The following is a 530-nucleotide window of genomic DNA, read 5'->3' on the forward strand; positions in this document are numbered from 1 at the left end:
GGTCGGAGTTTCGCCCACGGGTAAACCCATCTTTTGGAGGATGGTTACATCCAACCCTTGTTCCTGCATGCGCAGAGGTACTTCATAAATAGTGGGCATGTCGATGGACTGCACCACGGCATTTTCATCTACGTTACAGAACAGAGCCACTTTCTTTTTCAGATTCGTGCTTAGTTCGTGCTCGGTACGCAATACCAATATATCCGGCTGAATACCTACAGATTGCAATTCTTTTACAGAGTGCTGGGTAGGTTTGGTTTTCAATTCGCCTGCTGCCGCCAGATAAGGAACATAAGTAAGGTGTACGCACAACGCGTTACGCCCCATTTCCCATTTCAACTGGCGGATACTTTCCAAATAAGGAAGTGATTCAATATCACCTACAGTACCACCAATTTCGGTAATGACAAAATCGAATTTATATTTGCTTCCCAGTAATTTTACATTGCGCTTGATTTCGTCAGTGATATGGGGGATAACTTGAATAGTCTTTCCCAAATAATCACCGCGGCGTTCTTTGTCGATAACAC

Annotated in this window: 1 pseudogene (only partly in view); it reads right to left on the reverse strand. The window is 44.2% G+C overall.

The annotated features are described in order from the left end of the window. A pseudogene (locus QZ327_RS08375) lies at positions 1-530 on the reverse strand (CTP synthase); its annotated part reaches 786 nt to the left of the window's first position; the annotation flags it as partial.

This window comes from uncultured Bacteroides sp., assembly GCF_910578895.1.
GTDB lineage: Bacteria > Bacteroidota > Bacteroidia > Bacteroidales > Bacteroidaceae > Bacteroides.